Origin of the sequence: Flavobacterium plurextorum (assembly GCF_024638035.1) — a bacterium.
Lineage (GTDB): Bacteria > Bacteroidota > Bacteroidia > Flavobacteriales > Flavobacteriaceae > Flavobacterium > Flavobacterium plurextorum.
Window position 1 is genome coordinate 382,520 of the sequence record NZ_CP100442.1, and the last position, 21,983, is coordinate 404,502.

At 31.8% G+C, this 21,983-nt stretch carries 16 protein-coding genes; 7 read left to right on the forward strand and 9 right to left on the reverse strand.

What is annotated here, in order from left to right:
* Positions 1 to 5 precede the first annotated feature (5 nt).
* The 3 genes from NLG42_RS01895 to radC are packed head-to-tail and all read right to left on the reverse strand — an operon-like array spanning position 6 to position 2,134.
* A complete protein-coding gene (locus tag NLG42_RS01895; RefSeq protein ID WP_089058792.1) occupies positions 6 to 752 on the reverse strand; it encodes a hypothetical protein in 747 nt (248 codons plus the stop codon).
* A gap of 2 nt (positions 753 to 754) precedes the next feature.
* The gene (locus NLG42_RS01900; protein WP_257682851.1) at positions 755 to 1,441 is read right to left on the reverse strand and encodes a YjjG family noncanonical pyrimidine nucleotidase; all 687 of its coding nucleotides are present in this window, start codon (positions 1,439 to 1,441) and stop codon (positions 755 to 757) included.
* Between the two features lie 3 nt (positions 1,442 to 1,444).
* The gene (gene radC, locus NLG42_RS01905) at positions 1,445 to 2,134 is read right to left on the reverse strand and encodes a RadC family protein (RefSeq protein WP_099720379.1); all 690 of its coding nucleotides are present in this window, start codon (positions 2,132 to 2,134) and stop codon (positions 1,445 to 1,447) included.
* Positions 2,135 to 2,293: 159 nt separating this feature from the next.
* Here radC and NLG42_RS01910 point away from each other — a divergent pair, with 159 nt between their 5' ends.
* On the forward strand, positions 2,294 to 2,926 hold the full coding sequence (locus NLG42_RS01910) for a DUF1287 domain-containing protein (protein WP_257682852.1): 633 nt from the start codon (positions 2,294 to 2,296) through the stop codon (positions 2,924 to 2,926).
* A gap of 104 nt (positions 2,927 to 3,030) precedes the next feature.
* Here NLG42_RS01910 and NLG42_RS01915 read toward each other — a convergent pair whose 3' ends face one another.
* Entirely contained in the window at positions 3,031 to 4,386 is a 1,356-nt protein-coding gene (locus NLG42_RS01915) for a UDP-N-acetylmuramate--L-alanine ligase (protein WP_257682853.1), read from the reverse strand.
* Between the two features lie 214 nt (positions 4,387 to 4,600).
* Between NLG42_RS01915 and NLG42_RS01920 the strand changes: the two genes are divergently transcribed.
* Positions 4,601 to 11,083: an alpha-2-macroglobulin family protein gene (locus tag NLG42_RS01920; RefSeq protein ID WP_257682854.1), complete on the forward strand. Its 6,483-nt coding sequence runs from the start codon at positions 4,601 to 4,603 to the stop codon at positions 11,081 to 11,083.
* Positions 11,084 to 11,159: 76 nt separating this feature from the next.
* Here NLG42_RS01920 and NLG42_RS01925 read toward each other — a convergent pair whose 3' ends face one another.
* The 5 genes from NLG42_RS01925 to hpt form a co-directional block, all read right to left on the reverse strand.
* The gene (locus tag NLG42_RS01925; RefSeq protein ID WP_257682855.1) at positions 11,160 to 13,304 is read right to left on the reverse strand and encodes a S46 family peptidase; all 2,145 of its coding nucleotides are present in this window, start codon (positions 13,302 to 13,304) and stop codon (positions 11,160 to 11,162) included.
* 174 nt (positions 13,305 to 13,478) lie between these two features.
* On the reverse strand, positions 13,479 to 14,480 hold the full coding sequence (gene obgE / locus NLG42_RS01930; protein WP_089058785.1) for a GTPase ObgE: 1,002 nt from the start codon (positions 14,478 to 14,480) through the stop codon (positions 13,479 to 13,481).
* A gap of 218 nt (positions 14,481 to 14,698) precedes the next feature.
* Positions 14,699 to 15,973 (reverse strand): hemolysin family protein, encoded by a 1,275-nt coding sequence (locus NLG42_RS01935; protein ID WP_089055343.1) that lies wholly within the window; start codon positions 15,971 to 15,973, stop codon positions 14,699 to 14,701.
* A gap of 220 nt (positions 15,974 to 16,193) precedes the next feature.
* On the reverse strand, positions 16,194 to 16,766 hold the full coding sequence (locus NLG42_RS01940) for an adenylate kinase (RefSeq protein WP_089058784.1): 573 nt from the start codon (positions 16,764 to 16,766) through the stop codon (positions 16,194 to 16,196).
* Positions 16,767 to 16,840: 74 nt separating this feature from the next.
* Complete coding sequence (gene hpt / locus NLG42_RS01945) at positions 16,841 to 17,371, reverse strand: hypoxanthine phosphoribosyltransferase (protein ID WP_089058783.1); 531 nt, start codon at positions 17,369 to 17,371, stop codon at positions 16,841 to 16,843.
* A gap of 97 nt (positions 17,372 to 17,468) precedes the next feature.
* On the opposite strand from hpt, the gene NLG42_RS01950 reads away from it, so the two are divergent.
* From NLG42_RS01950 to purE, 5 genes are all read left to right on the forward strand, one after another.
* Positions 17,469 to 18,020 (forward strand): hypothetical protein, encoded by a 552-nt coding sequence (locus NLG42_RS01950; protein WP_257682856.1) that lies wholly within the window; start codon positions 17,469 to 17,471, stop codon positions 18,018 to 18,020.
* A 214-nt stretch (positions 18,021 to 18,234) separates the two neighbouring features.
* On the forward strand, positions 18,235 to 19,386 hold the full coding sequence (locus tag NLG42_RS01955) for a 5-(carboxyamino)imidazole ribonucleotide synthase (protein WP_257682857.1): 1,152 nt from the start codon (positions 18,235 to 18,237) through the stop codon (positions 19,384 to 19,386).
* 82 nt (positions 19,387 to 19,468) lie between these two features.
* Positions 19,469 to 20,779 carry an AAA family ATPase gene (locus NLG42_RS01960; protein WP_257682858.1) on the forward strand — a complete coding sequence of 437 codons (1,311 nt, stop codon included), beginning with the start codon at positions 19,469 to 19,471 and terminating at the stop codon, positions 20,777 to 20,779.
* Positions 20,780 to 20,781: 2 nt separating this feature from the next.
* Positions 20,782 to 21,375 (forward strand): HNH endonuclease domain-containing protein, encoded by a 594-nt coding sequence (locus NLG42_RS01965; RefSeq protein ID WP_257682859.1) that lies wholly within the window; start codon positions 20,782 to 20,784, stop codon positions 21,373 to 21,375.
* 66 nt (positions 21,376 to 21,441) lie between these two features.
* Positions 21,442 to 21,927 (forward strand): 5-(carboxyamino)imidazole ribonucleotide mutase, encoded by a 486-nt coding sequence (purE, locus tag NLG42_RS01970; RefSeq protein ID WP_089055348.1) that lies wholly within the window; start codon positions 21,442 to 21,444, stop codon positions 21,925 to 21,927.
* The last annotated feature ends 56 nt before the right edge of the window (positions 21,928 to 21,983 follow it).

Here is a 21,983-nt window from a genome sequence, read left to right on the forward strand (position 1 = left end):
TTTATTTAAAATTTTACTGAAATCTTTTCAGAAACTAATTTGTCATTTTGATAATATTCAAAATACCATTGATTGTCTTTTGCATTCAAACTTCCTTGAACACCATCTTTAATTGCAATAAACGAATCTGGACGTGAAGTTTTCAAAAGCTTCATAACAACTTTTGGCGTTTTATCAATTAACTGATATCCGTTCTCCATTGGCTGTGCGTATAATAAATTAGGATCAGAAACATCTGCCGTTGGCGTTGCTGCAATTCGTACAGCAGGAACTAAAGCTGTTGCGGCAACAACATTCTGCGCATTATTAGAAACAGGCGCAGCAGTTTTTCCACTGTATTTATATTTCAAAGCATTAACCGATTTAAAAGCATCTTCTAAACTTTCCTTATAGGCTGCCTCATAATCTTTTTCTTTACTTCTTCCTGTTTCAGATGTATAAATTACTTTTCCATAACAATCTTTAAACTCAATAAAAAGTTTAGTTACTAAAAATGCGTTATCTCTTTTTACATCAATATATAAAAGATCACATCTATCGCTAAAACCTGCAGGAATTTCTTCATTTGCATAAAAAGCCTGAAATCCAGCCTTAACTAAATTCGATTTAGTAATCGTTGCTAATCTATACTGATTATCTGTTTTTATAAAATCATATTTAAGCGGTATAATAACAGCCTTATAATCGTTAATCGATTGTGCAAATCCAAAGACTGAACAAAGAAGCAAAGTCAACAAAACTTTTAGTTTCATAATTATAAATATTTTTTAAGTTCTAATAAATGATTAATTTGTTTATATTTTTGAGGCACCTCAATGTTTTTAACATTAAAAAAAATAGCATCCAGACCAGCATTCAAAGCACCATTTACATCAGCATCAAAATCATCACCAATCATAATACTGTTCTCTTTTGATGTTTGTGCCAAATTGACTGCATAATCAAAGATAATACTATTTGGTTTTTTGACACCCGCCGATTCTGAATTTGTAATAGTAGTAAAATAACTGCCTAAAGCTGCATTACTAATCTTTCGATCTTGCACGTTTGCAAAACCATTTGTTATGATGTGAAGCTTATACTTTGGTCTCAAATACTCTAAAACCTCAATAGTTCCATCAAAGAGATAATTATTGTCTGGTAAAAAATCTATATAATCATTAGCAATCTGATTGATGCGCTCATCAGAAATGGTATAATTTAGAGCTTCAAAAGAAAGCTTCAATCTATTGTAACGTAATTCTTGATGTGTAATTTTATCTTCTTGATATAATTTCCAGCAAGCTTGGTTAATAGGAGCATATTTTTCGATAAAATCTCCAATTCTAACTTCAGAATACTTCTCGCTAAAAATTCGGTCAAAAGCCATTTCTGAGTTTTTATCAAAATCCCAAAGCGTATGGTCTAAGTCAAAAAAAATGTCTGTAATATTGGTATTCATAAATTAAAATATTCCTTCATCTACAAAACTATAATATTTTGTTTCAGTAATAATCAAATGATCTAAAATTTTAACATCTAAAATCTCTCCAGCCGCTTTTATCCTCCCAGTTATTTCTTTATCTGCCTCGCTTGGCAGTAAATTACCTGAGGGATGATTATGACACAAAATCAAGCCAGTAGCTCGATTTTCTAATGCTAGTCTAAAAATTAATCGTGCGTCGACAATTGTCCCTGAAATTCCGCCTTTACTTAACTGTATTTTAGAAATCACTTTATTTGAATTATTCAGAAAAAGCACCCAAAATTCCTCGTGAGGTAATTCTCCAATAATAGGCCGCATAATTTCGAAAGCAATTTTACTTGATGTAATCTTTTTCAACTCAATGATATCCTCTGCCCTGCGTCTGCGACCTAACTCTAAAGCCGCAATAATAGTAATCGCTTTTGCCTCTCCAATACCGCGGAAGTTAATTAACTGAGAAATATCCAATTTTCCTAATGAATTAAGATTGTCAACACTCGCTAAAATACGTTTACTCAAAGCTACAGCAGATTCATTACGACTACCAGAACCAATTAAAATGGCCAACAACTCCGCATCACTCAAAGCATCCCTCCCTTTCAGCATTAATTTTTCGCGTGGCTTATCATCATCTGACCAATTTTTAATAGGAAAATGATTTGATTTCATAAAAAGCATTATTTATCAATTAACTGAAAAACTAAATCAGCTTATTTTTCAGGAGGACGAATATATTAAAAAATAAGAAAAATCATTCATAAAAAATCTATTCTATTTATTTTATGTGTAATTTTAATTCGCTTTAAATAAAAAACAACTGTATTAAAAATGAGATCAATTTATACCATCATAATCTTACTTACACTCTTGTCTTGCAATCAAAAACAAAAAGATTCTTTAAAGACTCAAAATCTACAAGAAACTGCGAAAACTTTTGATCAAAGATTATCAAGCGCAGCTATATCTATAATTGATTCATCAATAGATTATGATCCTGCCTATTTTGCTATTCAATATCCAAATGGAGATGTGCCAGCAAATAAAGGAGTTTGCACTGATGTAATAATACGTTCGTATAGAAAACTAGGAATTGATCTTCAGAAAGAAGTACATGAAGATATGATTGAAAATTTTAAAGCGTATCCAAATTTAAAAAAATGGGGAATGACTAAAACAGATACTAATATTGATCACAGAAGAGTACCCAACCTTGAAGTGTTTTTTGAAAGAAAAGGTATAAGTCTACCAGTAACTCAAAATCCATCAGATTATAAAACAGGAGAAATCGTAACATGGATGATCAATAACAAATTGCCTCATATTGGAATCATAACCCATAAAAAATCAAAAGATGGAGAACGAAATTTAATCGTTCATAATATTGGCGGCGGACAAGTTCTAGAAGACTGTTTATTTGATTATAAAATTGTGGGACATTATAAATTTCAATTAGAAAATTAGATAATATGTCAAATTGATTATTCAAAAATAAATTCAAAAAAAATGCCGATTGTTTTACAATCGGCAAAATATCTCATTATCAAATTAACTAATTGACATATTATCTAATTAATCAAACCTTTTACTTCATCAAAATTCAAGCCTCCGTAATTTCCAGAACTCATTAATAAAAGTGCTGAATTATCAAGATTTAAGTTAAATAAATACTCCTTAAATTCAGCTGGGTTAGTGTAAATAATTAAATCTTTTCTATTAAACGAAGTTGCAATCTGCTCATAAGTTACTTCTTCCAATTGTTTAATTTTCACCGCATCTGGAGAATAAAAAACAACAGCAACATCAGCATATTCAAGTGCTCCCTCATATTCTTTTAAGAACTCTGCATTAAGACTGCTGTAAGTGTGTAATTCTAAACAAGCAACCAAAGTTCTATTTGGATATTGCTCTTTTACTGCTTTTGTTGTCGCAGCCACTTTACTTGGCGAATGAGCAAAATCTTTATAGGCAACTTTTCCTTTTCCTTCTGCAATTTTCTCCAAACGTTTAGAGGCGCCTTTAAAACTTGCAATTGCTTCGTAAAAATCAGCTTCGTCCACACCCATATTTTGACAGATCCATTTTGCTCCAGCCAAATTATTTAAATTATGTGCTCCAAAAACTTCAATAGGCATATCGCCTTCTGGTGTTTTCAAAAGCGTTACACCATCAGCAACAGAATATTCTGGAGTATGGTAAGCCATTTTACGAATTGGGTTTGTCGCAGCTTCTGAAACTCTTTTTACTTCAGGATCATTTTCATTATATACTAATATCCCGCCATTTGTTATCTTCGAAATAAAAATCTCAAACTGCTCTACATAATTTTCATATGTTGGAAAAACATTAATATGATCCCAAGCAATTCCAGAAATTAGAGCAATATTTGGCTGATATAAATGAAATTTCGGACGACGATCTATTGGAGAAGACAAATACTCATCACCTTCTAAAACCATAAAATCATTCTCTTCAGTTAAATGAACCATAGTGTCAAAACCTTCTAACTGTGCTCCTACCATATAATCTACCTCAATATTATGATAATGCATTACATGCAAAATCATCGAAGTAATTGTCGTTTTTCCGTGTGAACCACCAATAACAACACGAGTTTTGTTTTTAGACTGCTCGTATAAAAACTCCGGATACGAATAAATTTTCAATCCTAATTCCTGCGCTTTCAACAATTCAGGGTTATCCGCTTTTGCGTGCATTCCTAAAATGATGGCATCAATATCAGAAGTTATTTTCTCAGGAAACCAGCCCATTTCTACAGGAAGAATTCCTTTCTTTTCTAATCTTGATTTTGAAGGTTCAAAAATAGCATCGTCACTTCCAGTAACCTGATATCCTTTATTGTGTAATGCCAATGCAAGATTATGCATAGCGCTCCCGCCAATAGCGATGAAATGTGTTTTCATTTAAAATGTTTAATCGTTAAACTGTTTCATTGGTTAATCGAAATAGCAAGTAACTAACAAAACTCAATTATTATTCTTCAAAAATAAGGAAATATAGATTGTATAATTTGGTTTTGAAGATAAATTGCTAATTTGTGCGAAAATTATCTTTAAATAATTTGAACTATTAACAGGCTTAAGTAAAATTTGAACCTTTATAGATTAAAACTCTTCCATGAAAAACATATTATTTGTATTCTTATTAATTTCTACGATTCTTTTTGGACAGCAAAATGACAAAAAATGGGATAAAGTTATTGCTCTTGAAAAAGAAGGTAAAGTAAAATCTGCCAACTCGATCGTTAACAAAATTTACAAAAAATCAGTTACCGAAAAAGATGAAGTTCAAATGATAAAATGCTTTTTCTATCAATCTAAATTTTTACAGGTCGTTGATGAAAATGCACAAACCAAAATTTTAAACAATCTTAAAACAGATATTAATCGTGTTTCAATACCATCAAAAGCAATTCTGAATTTGGTATATGCAAAATGTCTGAATGATTTTCACAAAAAAGAACCTTACTTTTCGTATAATAGGACAGATACAACTTTTCAGGATGACAATTTTAAAACTTGGACCGACGCTTTTCTTAACAGCCAAATTATAAATTGCTACAAGAATTCTCTTGAAAATGAAACCATTTTAAAAAGCACTCCACTTACAGATTATGAAACTATTTTTGATTATTCGATTATAAATGATTTTAAAAATCAAACTTTATATGACTATGTTTTAACCGAAAATATAAATTATTTTTCATCAAAAATTTATGTCGGAGAAATTTCAAAGAATGAATTCTATATTTATAAAAAAGACTTACTTGGCAGCTCAACCGATTTTGTAAATCTAAATTTCAATTTTATAAAAAATACAGAACTGAAAAATGTATTAATACTATATCAAAAACTAGAAAAAACAAGTCCAACACTAGAAAATCAATGGAATAGAATACGGTTTTGTAAAAATAACATGATTACTTACAATACTGATTATCTCTATTTTTTAAACAATTTTCAAAAAAACACTGACAATCAAAACTTAATTCAAAAAATTCAATTAGAGAAAGCCTTGTTTTATTCTAGGTTTGCTTCCAAAAAAAAACATCCTGATTATAAAATTAAGGCCGTCGCTTCACTTGACAGTATTTTGGCTTCAAATATTCATTCGAATACATACAAACTTGCTTTACAAGAAAAAACACAAATACAAGCTAAGTACTTATCCGTTCAACTTCAAAAAAACAATTATATAGGCGAAAACACAAGAGCGCTTATTTACTACAACAACGTCAATAAATTAAAAATATCCTTCTACAAAATCAATCAAAATCAATTATCAGAATTAAAAAGTTTCCCTTATAATGTAGACATTCGTTCGCATAAAATACTCGAAAATAAAAAACCAGTTGTTACTCAAGATTATATACTTCCTGAGAAAAAAGATTATTTTCAGTATTCAACAGAAGTACTTTTACCAGCATTAGAAAAAGGCTCTTATGTAGCATTTATCGAAAGTGATTCTGACACAAAAACACAAAAGGCTTTCTCTGCAGATTTCATAAACATTACCAATATTGCAGTTTCAGCCCAAAAAGGAACTTCAAAGGACTTGTTGCAAATCTTGGACAGAAAAACAGGAATGCCTTTAGAAAATGTAACGATAAAACTGCCAACCCAAACTCTTAAAACCGACAAAAATGGTTTAGCATTTGCCGAAAAAACCGAACCAAATTATTATGTCGATGATTATATACAATTTGCAACCTCAAACGACACACTTTCAATTAACAAAAGATCCTTAAACTATCTCTATGGTTCAAATAATCTAGAAGAAAAGCCCAAAGGAAATGTAAAACTATATTTAGACAGAGCAATCTACAGACCTGGACAAACGATTTATTTTAAAGGGATTGCTTTTCAAAAAGACAAAAACATAACTTCTGTTGTAAAAAACACGTTTTTTAAAATTGTAATTATTGACCCAAACTATAAAAAAATCAAAGAATTTGAGGTTACAAGCAATGAATTCGGTTCTTTTTCGGGTGAGTTTCTTTTACCAAAAAATGGAAGAACTGGTAATTTCAACATAAAAATTGCTTCTCCTAAAGACTATCAATATGGTTTTGAATATGATATAAAAAAGCAAGAATATGCATTTTGGAACAATGCTGATTTTGAATATTCCCAAACTGATTTTAAGGTTGAAGAATATAAACGACCTAAATTCGAAATTAAATTTGATCCTGTAAAAGAAACCTATCAAATTGAAAAAGAAGTCAAACTAACAGGCTTAGCAAAAGCATTTGCAGGAAGTTCTATTTCTAATGCCAAAGTTGAATACCAAATCAGCGCAAAGTCTTTCGTTTTTGAACATGGCGGTTATTATCACAAAAACGGAAGAATTGAACCAATTTCTGAAGGAAAAACACAAACAGATTTATCAGGGAAATTTGAAATAAATTTTATTGCTAAAACTTTTGAAGCTCTTTCTAAAGAAGATTTACCAATTTTAGAGTATATCATTAAAACTACTATAACAGATATTAATGGCGAAACTCAAACGGCTAAAACAGCGATAAAAGTAGGTTATCATGAACTCGTTTTAAATGCTTCTGTACCCAACTTTATAGTAACTAAAAACGAGAATAAAATTAAGATAACAAGTACCAATTTAAATGGCGAGTTTATTCCTGCCAATGGTGATCTTAAAATATATTTAACCAACCCATTTTCAAATAAATTCAAAGAAAGAATATTTCAACAACCAGAAATAGAAACAATCTCAAAAGAAGAATTTGAAAGATTATTTCCGTTTGAAAAAATTGAAAATATAAAAACCGATGAACTTGGGACTTTAGTTTACAGCAGAAAATTTAATACCGAAAAGGACAAAGAAATCGCTTTAGATTTTATGTCCGAATATAAATCTGGAAATTATGTTGTTGTACTAGAAGCCTTCGATACTTTAAAAAACAAAATCGTATCTAAAACCAAATTCTCACTTTCTCAAAGTAAAGACAAACCTAATCCTTGGATGCTTATTACTGCACAGCAAATTAATAAAGATGCTAAAAAAGATGGTTTTGCAATTGTAAAATTAACCTCGACAGTGCCAAATCTTTTCATTAATATCTATGGCAGTTATCATAATATCTCTTATTATGAAGACAATATCAATTTACAAAACAATCAATACACTATTAAAGTTCCAATAAAAAATTATTTTGAAAACGCAATGAACATAAGTTTTCAAAGTGTTTATGACAATCAGCTGCACAGCGGTCAAATAGATATTCCTTTAAAAACAGAAGAAAAAAAATTAGAGATAGATATTGAAACTTTTAGAAGCAAAATAGACCCTGGAAAAAATGAAAATTGGTCGTTTAAAGTAAATGCTGTTAATACTTCAAATGAAGCTGAAGTTTTAGCTTCGATGTACGACAGTTCTTTAGATCAATTTAGCGAACAGAAATGGACGCTTCTACAATTTTACCACTTAAACTACAGCAGCGGTACTTTTAAAAGTGATATCGCTTCTGGTATCACAATAAATACTTTACAAAATTTAAATCCAATTGATGCAAAAATTCAATTGAACAACGAAAGTAACCCCAAACTAATGTGGTTTGGTTTTAACTTTAATGATTCGTTTACAGCTTACCAGCAAAGGGAATATCAAAAAGAATTGAATAAAAAACTAAAGAAACCATCAAATACTAAACTGGTTTTTGGAGTAATTACTAATACTAAGAATTCACCAATTCCAAAAGCATCAGTTCAAGTAAAAGGAACGCAACGAATTCAAATCTCAGATAATGATGGTTATTATGAAATAGAAGCTGGATCAAATGAAGAACTAGTCTTTAGCAGCATTGGTTTCAAAGAACAATCTATCTTTCCTGAAAACAAAAAAAACATAAACATTAAACTTATAGAAGACGTAAATAATTTAAACGAAATTGTAGAAGTTGGATATGGAGCACTACGATCAAAAAAACCATTACCTTATGAAACTCTAGTAGAAGAAGATAACAGCGTTTACAATACTGCAGGAATTGATATAGCTTTAGAATTTGGAAAAATAAAAGAGAACAAAATTAAAGGCTTTGCCTCTGGAAATGCCCCGGCACCTCTATACATTCTTGATGGAGAATCAGTAACACAAAATGATATTCAAAATCTCGATTCAAATGATATTGTTGAAATTGAAATTGTAAAAGATAAAGATGTCAGAGCGCAATATGGAGCTAAAGGCGCAAACGGAGTAATACTTATTACTACCAAGAAAGCTATTGAAGCTCTAAATCAAGTAAAAGCTAGAAAAAACCTTTCTGAAACTGCGTTCTTTCTGCCTAATTTAAAAACAGATTCTAAAGGAAAAGTAAGTTTCAATTTTACTTCGCCTGAAGCTTTAACTGCTTGGAAACTTCGTTTATTGGCTCATAATAAAGAAGCCGTTTCTGCTTATTTGGAGAAAAATGTAATTACGCAAAAAGAGCTCATGATTCTGCCAAATTTCCCTCGCTTTTTTAGAGAAAAAGATACTATTGTAATCAGCGCTAAAATTTCGAATGTTACTGCCGAAGCAAAAACAGGAATTGCCAGTTTACATTTTTTTGATGCCGTTACCATGACACCAATTGATGTTAAGATGAGTAATGTAAAAAACATCAAAAACTTCACTGCCGGCGCTTTTGGAAACACAACAGTAACTTGGAAAATTTCTATTCCTGAAAACCTGCAAGGTATTCAATATAAAATACTAGCAAAATCAGGTCGTTTTTCTGACGGAGAAGAAAACATTATTCCAGTTCTGACAAACAATATGCTCGTTACAGAAAGCATTCCAATTTGGGTACGCGAGAATTCCACAAAACAATACACGTTCGAGAATTTAAAAAATAATACTTCTTCGACTTTAAAAAATCATCAACTTACTTTAGAATATACTTCAAATCCAACTTGGATTGCCATTCAATCTTTACCGTATTTAATGGAGTATGAACATGAATGTTCTGAACAGACTTTTGCTCGTTTCTATGCAAATGTTTTAGCTTCAGAAATCATTTCAAACAATCCGAAAGTTGAGGCTGTTTTTGAAAATTGGAAAAAAAATGGAACACCAATCTCTAAACTAGAAGAAAACGAAGAACTAAAATCAATACTTCTTGCCGAAACACCTTGGCTAAATGACACGCAAACCGAAGATCAAAAGAAAAAAAATCTGGCTCTTTTATTTGATTTAGAAAAAATGAAAACTTCTCAGGAAGCCACTTTCGAAAAATTAAAACAAAAACAAAAACCTTCAGGAGGGTTTTCATGGTTTGACGGAAGCGAAGAAAGCGAATATATAACCAGACATATTCTGGCAGGTTTAGGGCATTTATCAAAATTGACTAAAACCAGCGATGTCAATAATAAAACGGATCAAATTGCAAAAAATGGAATTCCTTTTCTAGACACTAAATTTTTAGAACACTATAAAAACAAAATCAAAGACTTAAAACTTTCGGAGAAACTAATTTGGGTCAATCCAGATTCTGATCTTCATTATTTATATACAAGAAGTTTTTATTTAGAAAAATATCCTCTTTCAGATACTTTAAAAAAGGCAGCCAAACTTTATTTGGAAACCGCTAAAAATGATTGGATAAATTATTCTATTTACGAGAAAGGGTTAGCAGCATTGACTTTGAATCGTTTTGACGAAAAAGAAACCGCTAAAAAAATCATTGAAAATCTAAAAGAAACATCATCAAACAACGAAGATTCGGGAATGTACTGGATTGCTAATAAATCGGGCTGGTATTGGTATCAGTCTCCAATAGAAACTCAGGCATTATTAATTGAGGCTTTCGCCGAAGTGAATAACGATAAAAAATCTGTTGATGCGATGAAAATATGGCTGTTAAAAAACAAACAAGCCAAAAACTGGCCAACAACAAAATCGACAACTGAAGCTGTTTATGCTTTATTAACGCAAGGTACTGACTGGCTTTCCGTAAAAGACAACACGGTTATAAAATTAGGAGATGAAAAAATCGTAACTAAAAAACTGGCAGAAAATGAAAAAGAAGCCGAAACGGGTTACATCAAATTAAACTGGAAAGCCGAAGAAGTTAAAAAAGAAATGGCATCAATAAACATTCAAAACAAATCTAAAGTTCCAGGATTTGGAGGCGTTTACTGGCAGTATTTTGAAGATTTGGATAAAATCAAAAGCAATTCAGGATCTGTTTTATCAGTTTCGAAAGAATTGTATTTAAAGAAAAGCACATCAAAAGGAGATCAATTAGAAAAAATCACTTCAAAAAATCCTTTAAAAATTGGCGACTTAGTTACTGTTCGATTAATCATTACTTCGAAAGAAGACGCAGAATATATTCATCTAAAAGACATGCGTGCTTCTTGCTTTGAACCTATAAATGTACTTTCTAAATATCAATACAAAGATCGCTTAGGATATTTCACCAGTACAAAAGATGCTGCAACACATTTCTTTTTTGATCAAATCAACAAAGGAACCTATGTTATAGAATATGATATTAGAGTAAATAACGGTGGCGAATTCTCTAACGGAATTACAACAATTCAAAGCATGTATGCTCCCGAATTTGCAAGTCATACTAAAGGAATTCGAGTAAAAGTTCAGTAGAAATTCTAAAAAAATAGTCATAAAAAAACCCGACAAGTTTTAACTTGTCGGGTTTACTTTTATAAATAAATTGAGATTATTTCACAATCGTCAATTCGTCAATAATGTTTTTAGCTCCAGCGTATTTATCAATAATCCAAAGTACATAACGAATATCAACATTGATAGTTCTTTGTAATTTAGGATCAAAAATAACATCTCCAGCCATCGCTTCGATATTTCCATCAAAAGCAATTCCAATTAGTTCACCTTTTCCGTTTAATACAGGCGAACCAGAGTTTCCTCCTGTAATATCATTATCAGTTAAAAAGTTTACTGGCATATAACCTGCTTTATCAGCATATTGTCCGAAATCTTTTTTCTTGTTCAACTCTAACAAACGAGCTGGTAAATCAAACTCTTGATCTCCTGCTTTATACTTTTTCACCATACTTTCCATGGTAGTATAATTATTGATCTTAGCATCATTACGAGGATCTGCAGGTAAAGCACGAACTTTTCCGTAAGTCAATCTCAAAGTAGAGTTTGCATCAGGATATTGAATCGCATTTAGTTTTGATTCTCTTAAACCTTCAACTAATTTACGGAAAGCAATTGCAAAACCATCATCAGCTTTAGCCTGATCGTCAGTTTTAGCACGGTATTTTGTCAATAAATCATTAGAAATGATATACAAAGGATCATGTACAATCGCTAATGGTTTTGGATTAGCCATAAATGCTAATACTTTTTCTTTAGTTGTAAAATAACTAATTTCAGTTGCTTTTGCTACATCCTTAGTAAAGTCTCCGTTATTTTCAGATTTCATTTTAGCTATTTGTGGAGCTAAACCATATTCAGCCGCTTTAGAAGAATATAAATTCAATTGAGCAGTCAATACATCTTTCTCTAATGGAGCATAAAATTCGCCATAGATATTATCAATCATTGCGTTAATCTTAGGAAGCATTTCCGCTTTTTTCGCATCATTTTCATTATAATATGCAATTAAAGCATTTCCTAAATTAGCTGGTCCAGTTGCATAGCTTGAAGTACGCAAAAGTTGTGTAAGATAATTATCATGAGTCGCTTTTAAATTCGTTTCTCTGTAATAATCGTTGATAGTAGGAATTACATTCTCATACTTTTCTTTATTAGCAGGTTTAGTTGCCCATTCGTAGAACTTATCTTCTTGTTCTGTTTTTGTTGCTACTGTTCCAGCTTTTGTCAAAGCATCAATCATACCTTGACGATTTTTCCAGTAGTTGGCAGTAGAAGCATATTTAGACGCATATTGCAAACGAACTGTTGCATCTTTGTCCATATACTTTTTCATTACATCCATTCCAGTTTTAGCACCTTCAACCCATGCAGGATAAGCAAACTTAATGTTTTGCTCGATTCCGCCAGCAGGCATCCAACGGTTTGTACGCCCAGGATAACCTAAAATCATAGCAAAATCATTCTCTTTCACACCTTTAATGCTTACAGGTAAGTAGTGTTTTGGCTGTAACGGCACATTATCTTTTGAATATGCAGCAGGATTTCCATTTTTATCAGCATATACTCTAAACATAGAGAAATCTCCTGTTTGACGAGGCCATTCCCAGTTGTCAGTATCTCCTCCAAATTTACCAACACTTTCTGGCGGCGTTCCAACTAAACGAACGTCTGTATAATCTTGGTAAACGAAATAGTAATATTCATTTCCTTGAAAGAAAGGACGAACAGAAACAGTGTATTTTCCACCTTCGTTATTTTCCTTTTCAATCAAAGCGATTTCTTGCTGAATGATTTTGTTTCTTTCAGCTTCGGTCATTTGATCATTTACTTTTGACAAAATCCTTTTTGAAACATCATCCATACGAACAAAGAAACGAACATACAATGATTTTGGTTTCAATTCGGCACTTCTTTGCTTTGCCCAAAATCCATTTTTCAAATGATTTTGTTCTGCAGTCGAAAGTTCTGCAATCGCACTATACCCGCAATGGTGATTTGTTAACACCAATCCTTCTTTAGAAACAATCTCAGCTGTACAACCTCCATTAAATTGTACAATAGCATCTTTTAAACTATGGTGATTAATACTGTAAATTTCTTCGGCTGTTAATTGCAAGCCCATTTTTTCCATATCTCTATGGTTCAATCTTTCGATAAACATCAAAAACCACATTCCCTCATCAGCTCTTACAGGAAAAGCCATTAGGCACATGGTCAAGAATAAAGCTACTTTTTTCATGTTATTTTGTTTAAGTTCTGCGAATATAATTCATTTTGACAATTATTTCATCCTAAAGAATATCAAAATTGAACATGATATCAATTTTGCACTCGTTTATTACGAATTTAACATTCTAAAAACAAAAAGGCGTTCTATTTCTAGAACGCCTTTCCTATTATTTAAAAATGTAGATTATTCATTAAGCATTTTCCAAAGTTTATCTTTTAAATCTGTTAAACCTTGTTGTGCAACAGATGAAATAAACATATATGGAACGTCTTTAAAAGACACATCTAATTCAGCTTTCAATTCAGCCTTAAGTTCATCATCCAGCATATCACATTTTGAAATCACTAAAAGACGTTCTTTATCTAACATTTCAGGATTGTATTTTGTTAATTCATTTACCAAAATATCGTATTCTGCTTTAATGTCTGGCGTATCAACCGGAACTAAAAACAGCAATGTTGAATTACGCTCAATGTGACGTAAGAAATAATGTCCAAGACCTTTACCTTCAGCAGCACCTTCAATAATTCCAGGAATATCAGCAATTACAAAAGATTGAAAATCTCTGTAAGCCACAATTCCTAAATTCGGTTTTAAAGTTGTAAAAGGATAATCGGCAATTTTTGGCTTAGCCGAAGTCAAAACAGACAACAATGTTGATTTTCCAGCATTAGGAAAACCAACTAAACCAACATCTGCCAAAACTTTAAGTTCTAGAATAACATCCATCTCAACACCTGGTAAACCTGGCTGAGCATATCTTGGAGTTTGATTTGTAGAACTTCTAAAATGCCAGTTTCCTAAACCACCTTTTCCACCTTTTGAAAGAATTCTTTTTTCTCCGTGTTCAGTAACTTCAAAAAGAGTTTCTCCAGTTTCTTTGTCTTTTACAACAGTCCCTAACGGCACTTCGATAAATTTATCATCACCATCTGCTCCTGTACTACGGTCTCCTCCACCGTCTCCACCGTGTCCAGCTTTAATATGACGCGCAAACTTTAAATGAAAAAGTGTCCAAAGACCTTTATTTCCAACTAAATATACGTGTCCGCCACGACCTCCATCACCACCATCAGGACCGCCTTTTTCAATAAATTTCTCTCTATGTAAATGCGTAGATCCCTTTCCTCCTTTTCCGGAAGAAACATATATCTTAACGTAATCTACAAAATTCCCTTCTGTCATTTTTTTGAATTTCAGATTTTAGATTTTAGATTTTAGATTACACTAAACTCTATTTCTAAACTCTATTATTTTAAATACTTAGTCTCGCTTTTCAGTACAAATTACAGCCGTACATTGCAACTGAAAGCTATTTTTTTATTTGTGTTTCAGACTTTCAGATTTCAAGTTATGTGTTATACAACTTGAAACTTTAAACTTGAGACTTGAAACAAATTTCCTTACTCTTTAAGCGTTTTTACAAGCACTTTATCAATCTTTACTCCATCCATGTCGATAACCTCTAAGACAAATTTCTGCCAAATCAGTTTCTCTCCTTCTTTCGGAATATGAGAGAGTTCTGTCATAATCATCCCGCTTACCGTGTTTACTTCGTAATCATTTGTCAACTCATCCAGTTCAAAATAAGTTAAGAAATCATGCAATGAATAATGTCCGTCAACCAGCCACGAACCATCTTCTCTTTCTATAAGCTGAAACTCATCTTTATAAAACTCTGATGCATCACCAACTAAAGCTTCCAAAATATCATTCAAAGTAATCAATCCTTGAAAAACTCCGTATTCATCTGAAACTAAAGCATAGTGAACTCCTGTTTTTTTGAAGTTCTCTAATGCTTTGTATGCAGTAGTTTGTTCCATTAAATATGGAGCATCTGTCATTATTGCTCGCAAATCGAAATTATCCTTCTCAATATTGGCAAAAATATTTTTCAAAGTAACAACTCCGGCAATATCATCATAATTCTCATTATACACTGGATAAACAGCATGCAAATCCTGAACCACCAACTCTTTAACTTTGATTTTATCAGCATTCAAAGGCAGCATATCAACAGATTTTCGGTGTGTCATTAAAGAACTTACTTTTCTGTCTCCAATATGAAAAACACGCTCCACAATATCTTGTTCAATCTCTTGAACTTCTCCAACCTCTGTTCCTTCTTTTATAATAGCCTTAATTTCTTCTTCCGTAACTTTTCCGTCAGCTGTTGGTTTTATCTGCAAAACATTCAATAAAAAATCAGTAGACGTTGTTAAGAGCCAAATAAAGGGCGCCGTGATAATAGAAACTATTTTCATTGGCATCGCAACCATTTTTGCAATCGCCTCTGGATAATTTAATCCAATACGTTTTGGTAATAACTCACCAAGAACTAGAGAGAAAAAAGTTAAAACAACAACTACAATTCCAACTGCTATAGAATGTGCATAAGGTTTTAAAACTTCAAATCCGCTTACAAATACTTCTACATCCATTGTGATTTTATCACCGCTGTAAATACCCGTCAAAATTCCAATTAAGGTAATTCCGATTTGTACCGTTGATAAAAACTTATTTGGAGAATTAGCCAGATCCAGAGCAATTTTGGCACTATTGTTCCCTTTTTTCGCTGCTGTTTCCAGTCTGTTTTTTCTAGCCGAAATCAATGCAATTTCTGACATCGAGAAAACTCCGTTTAATAGTATTAGAAAAAATATTATTAGTATTTCCAATGTTTTAGTAGATTCGTTACTTGTTTGGTTATTTAATTTTTATTGTAATCTTGGTATTCTTTTAGCCCGAAGCTAAAAAAACTAATTTTTCCCGCCAGAAAACAGTTAACTCCCAAAGCGTCGGGAGAAGCTCGTTTTATAGAAAAGAAAAATAGTTTTTTTAGTGTCCCGACAACTATCGGGATAAATCATCAGTTAGTCCCGAAATCTCGGGAAGTTTCTACAAATTATCTATAACTGATGTTAAGCGCTCTGTAATTCCTTCAATAGTTCCAATACCATTTACAGCGTGGAATTTATTTTGTTCTTTATAATAACCAATTAATGGAGCTGTTTTTTCATTGTACTCCTGATATCTTACACGAATTTTTTCTTCGTCCTGATCATCTGCTCTTCCGCTTGTTTTTCCTCTTTCAAGTAAACGTGCTACCAAAATCTCGTCATCAGCCTCTAAAGCAATTGTAGCTGTTACGCTTGAACCAATAGTTGGTAAAAACTTATCTAAAGCCTCAGCTTGATCAATTGTTCTTGGGTAACCGTCGAACAAAAATCCTGCTGTATTAGGATGCTTATTTACTTCATCTATTAACATTGCAGTAGTAACTTCGCAAGGAACCAATTCTCCATTGTCCATAAATACTCTTGCTTTTTTACCTAAATCTGTATCATTCTTTAAATTAAAACGAAAAATATCTCCAGTCGAAAGATGTGTTAAATTGTATTTTTCTTTTAAAAATTCTGCCTGAGTTCCTTTTCCTGCTCCCGGCTTTCCAAATAAAACAATGTTAATCATAATAAGTGTGAGTTGTGTGACTTCTTAATTTTCGAAGAAGTTTAAAATGAATATATAGTTGTGTGTCTTTTAAATTATTCTGCTAGTTTGTAAACTTCTGCAAGATTTCGTCCTAAACCATCATAGTCCAATCCGTAACCTACAATAAATTTATTCGGAATTCTAATTCCGATGTAATCTATTTTTATGTCTTTTTTATAAGCTTCTGGCTTAAAGAACAATGTTGCCACTTTAAAGTGTTTTACATTTTGTGCTTTAAACAAATGTTTTAATTCTTCCAGCGTATTTCCTGTATCGATAATATCCTCAATGACAACAACACTTCTACCAGTCAAATCCTGATTGATTCCGATTAATTCTTTAACCGAATTTGTTGTTTCAGTTCCCTCATAAGAGGCCATTTTAATGAATGAAACCTCGCAAGGTTTTTTATATTTTTTCAAAAAATCGGCTACGACCATAAAAGCGCCATTCAAAACTCCAATAAAAATTGGAGTATCATCTCCAAAATCATCTTCTACCTGCGCAGCTAATTTAGTCAAAGCAAAATCAATTTCTTTAGCCGAAATAAACGGAACAAATTGTTTATCGTGAAGTTGTATCATTATTTTTAAATTTAAAATAATGGACAAAGATACAGATTTCGAATTTGAGAACCGAAAATTGAGCCTAAATTTGTATTTTTAAATCAAATTCAAAAAAATGCTTTCCGAACTGCAAGAAAAACTGGATTATGTTACGGCTCATAGAGAAAATCGCTTAAAGTGCGCTCAGTTCATTCTTGAAAACCCTCAATTTTTTAACGAATTAGTTTCTATTTGTTTTACGCCCGAAGACAAAAACAATCACAAAGCCTGCTGGATTCTCGAATTTGTGTCTTATGAAGAGCTGCTTTGGCTGCAGCCTCACCTTGATTTTTTCTGTTCAAATTTGAAAGTCCTTAAAGACGAAAGTTCCATTCGTCCAATTGCAAAAGTGACACAGCTTTTAGTAAAATCACATTATAAAAAAGATGAAAACAGCATTTTTATGTCCGAAGAAAATCTGCAAAATTGTATTGAAGCGAGTTTCGATTGGCTGATAAATGATGTAAAAGTGGCCGCAAAAGCATATTCAATACGAACTTTATATGTTCTGGGAAATCATTATGATTGGATTCATCCCGAACTTCAAATTATTTTAAACAAAGATTACGGAGATCATTCCGCAGCTTATAAAGCCGTCGCTCGAGAAGTTTTAAAAAAAATTGAATAGTTTTTTTAGCCGCGAATTACACCAAATTTTCACTAATTAATTTTAAAACTGAGTTACAAACAAATTCGTGAAAATTTGGTGTAATTCGTGGCCGACAAAAAAATCCTTTTTAATCCTTTTAATCTGTGGCGAAACTTTATTAATTCGTGGCGAAAAAAACTAAATTTTGGCTAAAAAAAGATTAAAAGGTATCTTTGCAAAAACACAACACAAAATGAATTATTTTTCTTCTGATTTTAAATTAGGAATCTTAGGCGGAGGACAATTAGGCAAAATGCTTTTGTTCGACACCAGAAAATTTGACATACAAACTTATGTTCTTGATCCAAGCGACGAAGCGCCGAGTAAAATCGCCTGTAACAAATTCTTTCAAGGTGATTTAATGGATTATGAAACAGTTTATAACTTTGGAAAACAAGTTGATGTTCTTACTTTTGAAATCGAATTAGTCAATCTTGAAGCATTGACACAATTAGAGAATGAAGGTTTAAAAATATATCCTTCACCAAAAACTCTAAAAGGAATTCAGAATAAAGGCGTTCAAAAAGAATTTTACGCTAAAAATAATATCCCAACTGCTCCATTTGAAAGATTTGAGAATCTTGAAAATCTAAAATCTAAAATCAGCAATCTGCAATTACCTTTTGTATGGAAATGTACTGAATTTGGTTATGACGGAAATGGCGTAAAAGTTATTCGTCAGGTTTCTGATTTAGACACTCTTCCAAATGTTGAATGTATTGCAGAAACTATGGTTCCGTTTAAAAATGAATTAGCGGTAATCGTGGTAAGAAATCCATCAGGAGAAATAAAAACATATCCGGTTGTAGAAATGGAATTTCATCCAGAAGCAAACCAAGTTGAATACGTAATCTGCCCAGCTAGAATCGACGAAAAAGTAGCCGAAAAAGCCAGAGCAATTGCTTTGAATGTTTCTCAAAACTTCAATCACGTTGGACTTTTGGCTGTTGAGATGTTCCAAACTCAAGACGATGAAATTTTAGTGAATGAAGTCGCTCCTCGCCCGCATAATTCAGGACATTATTCTATCGAAGCAAGTTACACTTCACAATTCGAAAATCATTTACGCGCTATTTTAGATCTTCCGCTAGGAAACACAGACAGTAAAGTTGCCGGAATTATGGTAAATTTAGTGGGTGCCGAAGGATTTTCTGGAGATGTAGTTTACGAAAATATCGAAACCATTTTAGGTTGGAATGGCGTTACACCACATATTTACGGTAAAAAACAAACACGTCCGTTCAGAAAAATGGGTCACGTTACTATTGTAAATGAAGATATGGCTGAAGCAAGAAGAATTGCTGAAGAAGTTAAGAATACTATTAGAGTGATTAGTCGTCAATAATTTTTTAGTGATCAGTTTTTAGTCGCAACTTTCAATATAAAATAGCAATCGTTTTTTAATTAGCTTTGTAAAAATTCAATAAATGAAAATTTCAAAATTACATATCGATCAGTTTAGACATTTAGAAAATCTAGAGTTTGATTTTACTTATCCTGAAGATTTCCATATTGAAGAAAAAAGAGGAAAGCCTTTAGACAAAATATGTTTTATTGGACAAAGTGCTACTGGGAAAACTGGTTTGCTAGATTTTATTTATAAATGTAATTTAAATGCTTTGAATGCTTTACTAATTGGAGGAAAGTTATTCAGCAGACTTGAAAGTTTCATGTCAAACATGAATGGTGAAGTGGAATTTATAATAAAGAATGAAAAATATAGACAAAAAAAAGATTGCATTTATTATAAAGGAGTAGAGTATAAACATACTCCAAAAATCAGTGGACTCACAAACGAATTAATTTCTAGTAGCGACAAAAAAGATGTAGTTTTTTTTAAAGCTAATCTTATATCAGACAAAAACTTAGAGATTTTCACTAAGAGTCCTATTGATTTAATTGAAAAACATGGCTCACAGCTTTCAGAAATTGAAATAGATTTTCAAAGTAGAGAAAAATATGGGATATTATTTGATGATAATGCCAATTTGGAAATTTGGTTATTTCTATTGATGGAAATACTGAATTATAGAAAAGATTTCACGCAAAAAATATCTGAATTAATTCATGGTATCAAAACGGGATCTGAGGAATATTTGAAATTAGGATCTAAAGTTCAAAAATGGCAACAAGAAAACCCTAATAAACTACAATCTTTTGCAGAAAAAATAAATCCAATTTTAGAAAAATTAAATTTAGAAGTTGATTTAGTTAATACTGAATATTCTATTCCAATTAAAAACAAAAAAACTGAAGAGATTATTTCAATTGAAAATACCAGTACAGGCACAAAAGGATTATTACTTTCCTTATTCCCTTTATTTCAGTTAAACACTATAGATTCAATTATTTTAATTGATGAACCTGAACGTTCATTATATCCAGATATGCAAATGGATTTAATGGATACTTATCAAAAACTTGCTCCAGATGCACAATTTATTATTGCAACTCATTCTCCTTTTGTAGCTGCTTCTTTTGAACCAGACGAACGTTTCATTCTATATTTTGATAATGAAGGTAAAGTTGCCGTTCGCAGAGGAAGTTCTCCTATTGGAGATGATCCAAATGATATGCTTAAAAATGATTTTGGAGTAAATTATTATAATAAACATGGTGAGGAAGCCTACCAAAAGTATATTAGTCTTAAACAGGAAATGGCAACTGAAACCGATCCAAAAAGAAAAAAAGAATTACTCTTGGAAATCGTAAAACTCGGAGATACTTATAATTTCTAAATATGAGGAGAGTTATTAAAAAAGATGATTCAGAAATTACAAAATCCAATTTGAGTTACATAGAAGGAAATTCTAATAATAATTTAAAAATTTCGAAAATCTTATATAAAGAGCAAAAAGGGTTTTGCGTTTATACTGAAGAATATTTAGGAAGAGCTGATGCAAGGGACATTGAACATTTTGATCCAACTTTAAAAGGAACAAAAGATGATTCCTACGCAAATTGGTTTTTAGTCAAACATCAATGGAATAAAGAAAAATCAACAAAATGGGAAGGTTTTCAACCCATTTTACATCCGACAAATGCTAATTTTGATCATAGAATAGTTTATGATGATGGCGATTATCATGTTTCCGATTTAGATGATCAAGAAGCTGTTAATTTAGTAAAACTGTTAAAACTTGACGATATCATTTTAGCAGACGAAAGAAAGAAATATATTAAAAGAAAAACAAAAGAACTTTCATTATATGGTGAATCAGCGAAAGTCTTTTTTAAAATATTAATTGATGACGATATTAAACAAATATCTTATTTGAGAGCAATTGATCAAGAATTTGATATTGACATCAAAAGTCTACTTCCTGATCTATAATAAAAACATATTAAAATTAAGTCTCAGAAATAACTTGAAACCTGAAACAAAACAAACAAAAAACTCATGAGCAAAGTAGCTATTATAATGGGAAGCATCTCAGACATGCCAGTTATGCAGGATGCGATCGACATATTAAAACAATTTAATGTAGAAGTTGAAGTAGATATCGTTTCGGCACACAGAACGCCGGAAAAATTATTCGATTTCAGTAAAAATGCACATACTCGCGGAATTTCGGTAATTATTGCCGGCGCTGGCGGTGCAGCACATTTACCTGGAATGGTCGCTTCAATGTCTCCGCTTCCAGTAATTGGAGTTCCTGTAAAATCAAGTAATTCTATCGATGGATGGGATTCAGTATTATCGATTCTTCAAATGCCAGGCGGTGTTCCAGTTGCAACTGTGGCGCTAAACGGCGCAAAAAATGCGGGAATCTTAGCAGCACAAATCATCGGAAGTCACGATAAAAAAGTCCTTGAAACTATTATTTCTTATAAAGAAGAATTAAAAGCGGCTGTTAACAAAGCTGCTGAAGGTCTTAATAAATAAATTTAGTGATCAGTGGTCAGTTTTTTAGCGTTCAGTAGTTGTCTTTATGAGAACTG